The 2,092-nt window shown below is 39.1% G+C and carries 4 protein-coding genes; all 4 read left to right on the top strand.

Translation table 11 applies throughout. The annotated features are described in order from the left end of the window. Positions 1-439: hypothetical protein (locus VGE44_RS09430; protein WP_331078318.1), on the top strand; the 439-nt coding region annotated here is incomplete at its 5' end. Between the two features lie 283 nt (positions 440-722). Then, positions 723-1,181 carry a hypothetical protein gene (locus VGE44_RS09435; protein ID WP_331078320.1) on the top strand — a complete coding sequence of 153 codons (459 nt, stop codon included), beginning with the start codon at positions 723-725 and terminating at the stop codon, positions 1,179-1,181. After that, a complete protein-coding gene (locus tag VGE44_RS09440) occupies positions 1,168-1,437 on the top strand; it encodes a hypothetical protein (RefSeq protein WP_331078322.1) in 270 nt (89 codons plus the stop codon). Before VGE44_RS09435 ends, VGE44_RS09440 begins: the two co-directional genes overlap by 14 nt. 4 nt (positions 1,438-1,441) lie before the next feature. Further along, entirely contained in the window at positions 1,442-1,846 is a 405-nt protein-coding gene (locus VGE44_RS09445) for a hypothetical protein (RefSeq protein WP_331078324.1), read from the top strand. Positions 1,847-2,092: the final 246 nt, after the last annotated feature.

The following is a 2,092-nucleotide window of genomic DNA, read 5'->3' on the forward strand; positions in this document are numbered from 1 at the left end:
CCGGAAGAAGTTTGAGCGTAACCAGCTTGACGGCTTTAAGCTGAAATTCACTTATGGCTATTTTAAACGCCATGCGGAAAGTAAGTATGTGATCAAGACGTTGATCAATCATTTTAACACCTTGTGCGCTGCATTCAACAGTATCTTCAAAGTCCGACAGCGGGACACTTTAAAATTACCGGATCGTGATTGCAATTGCGTGATGGTAGAATTTGCACCCGGTATTGTTTGCTACACCAATCCGGCCTATAATCAATTACATGATCTACCTTCAAGCCCACTAGTTTTGCGGTCTGATGCAAAGGTGCCCGTACACGCGCCTTTTAGCCCCTCAGTGCTTGCCAGTCCTGAACAACGAACGGAAGGCATACTGAGGCTAGGCGATAGCCTAGGACAGTTGCAAGGCCCTTTAGGAGCCTTTTTTAAAAGGAGACAGTGAAAATTTTTTGTATAAGTTCTTAATCAGGTACTTATAAAAAATTTTAAGTACCATCAGAACATCAAAAAGGTTTATAGAGTGAGTACCCCAAGCCTCGACCTCTGACAAACTGACAGTTTTCACTTTTTTTTGAATTTTTTGAAAATGCGGATTCAACCTTCGGTTGATGGGTGGGGGGAGCTATTGGGTTCTGATTCGTTCGAATAGTTCTTATAAGTACTTATCTGGAGGTTGGGCCGGCGCGGGATCAATGTTTAACAATGTAAATTTTATCATTATGACAATGCACTTAGCAAAAGCAGGAAATGCAAAGTATGATACAATCAACTCTAAGGTAGTTCTTTGGATCAGCTATAAGCATTCCTGGCCACACCCGGTAACAGGTGAATTCAGGAGCAATCAAAACTATTACATGAAGTTTCTGAATGAAAAAACTGAAGGCGACGACAAATACGACGGACTTGGAACCGAAATGTATAGAGTTTGTGCGCTGATCGAGAGCACTTACAAGGACCAGAAATATTTTAAAACAATGGCTCTTTATCAGAATAGTAATCATGGTGGCAGGAATCCGGATAGGACGATTAAAAACCTTAAAATCTTTCAGGTTCATGAGGATTCAACTACCAGGCAATTAGTTTTCTGGATTAATCCGGTTCTCCCTGGAGATACGAATGATGCGCTTAGAAACTATATCATGGAATTTTTTGAAAGACTGAGGTTGATTCATGGCAGCATTTGAATTAGACAGCAATATGCTGAAGAAGCTACATAAGATCTGTTTACTTATCCTGGATCTGAACTCTTTAGAGGACAATCAGGCGAAGGTAGCACTCCAGATCAATCAGGAACGCATCAACATAAGTGCGCATAAAAACGGTGAATGGGATTTTCCTATTTATTCGTTTCAGCAGCACTTTGTGAATTTAACTTATCCGATGTTGGATGAGGTAATCAAGGAAATTGAGTACATGATCAAATACCCTTATCTCCGCTGATGCTATGCCTAAGAAACTGAAAATTAAAATTACCAAGAAACAGTTTGAGGAGCTTTGTATCTATACTCAGCCACATTTTGAAGAAATGAAACGGTTGCCGCCGAATAGTTGGGATACGCATTTATTTGTAATGGCCGGCATTTATGAGGAGCTCTTTATGCGAAACGGTTCTTTTGGTATGCTGGGCTATTATAAACTCAAAAGCTTGCCCTTATCGGATATAGAATGGTTTATTCTGGCGCATGAACTTCTCTTCTATTGCCCGAATGAATATCTGAATGATTTGCTGGTTAAGCTTGATGGCTTGTTGCTCCAGACCTGGAACTATAGCTTGGATAAGTTTAAGAAACAGCAATCGATTACAGTTGATTTTTTTCTTAATAATATCCAAATCAATCCTACATCATGAAACATTGGACGAGATATTTAGACGAAGGTGATGGTCAAAGTACGTATCGATATGAGGTGCGAAAATTAGATAATATCCGAAAGCAAATTATCAAACTTAAAAAGCAAATCGGAGCTCTTAACAGACAATCTAAATTAATTGAATCAGAGATTGTTTCCCATGCCAAAATCTTCTATTCCAAGGATGAAGTTAGGGAAGCTAAATCTAAAATGAGTAAGACAAAAAAATAAAATCATGCAATTGACA

It is taken from the genome of Daejeonella sp., assembly GCF_036405355.1.
In the GTDB taxonomy this organism is placed as follows: Bacteria; Bacteroidota; Bacteroidia; order Sphingobacteriales; family Sphingobacteriaceae; genus Daejeonella.

Coding starts and splice junctions, on each gene's coding strand:
- VGE44_RS09435 (WP_331078320.1), top strand. CDS start 723: ATGCACTTAGCAAAAGCAGGAAATGCAAAGTATGATACAATCAACTCT.
- VGE44_RS09440 (WP_331078322.1), top strand. CDS start 1,168: ATGGCAGCATTTGAATTAGACAGCAATATGCTGAAGAAGCTACATAAG.
- VGE44_RS09445 (WP_331078324.1), top strand. CDS start 1,442: ATGCCTAAGAAACTGAAAATTAAAATTACCAAGAAACAGTTTGAGGAG.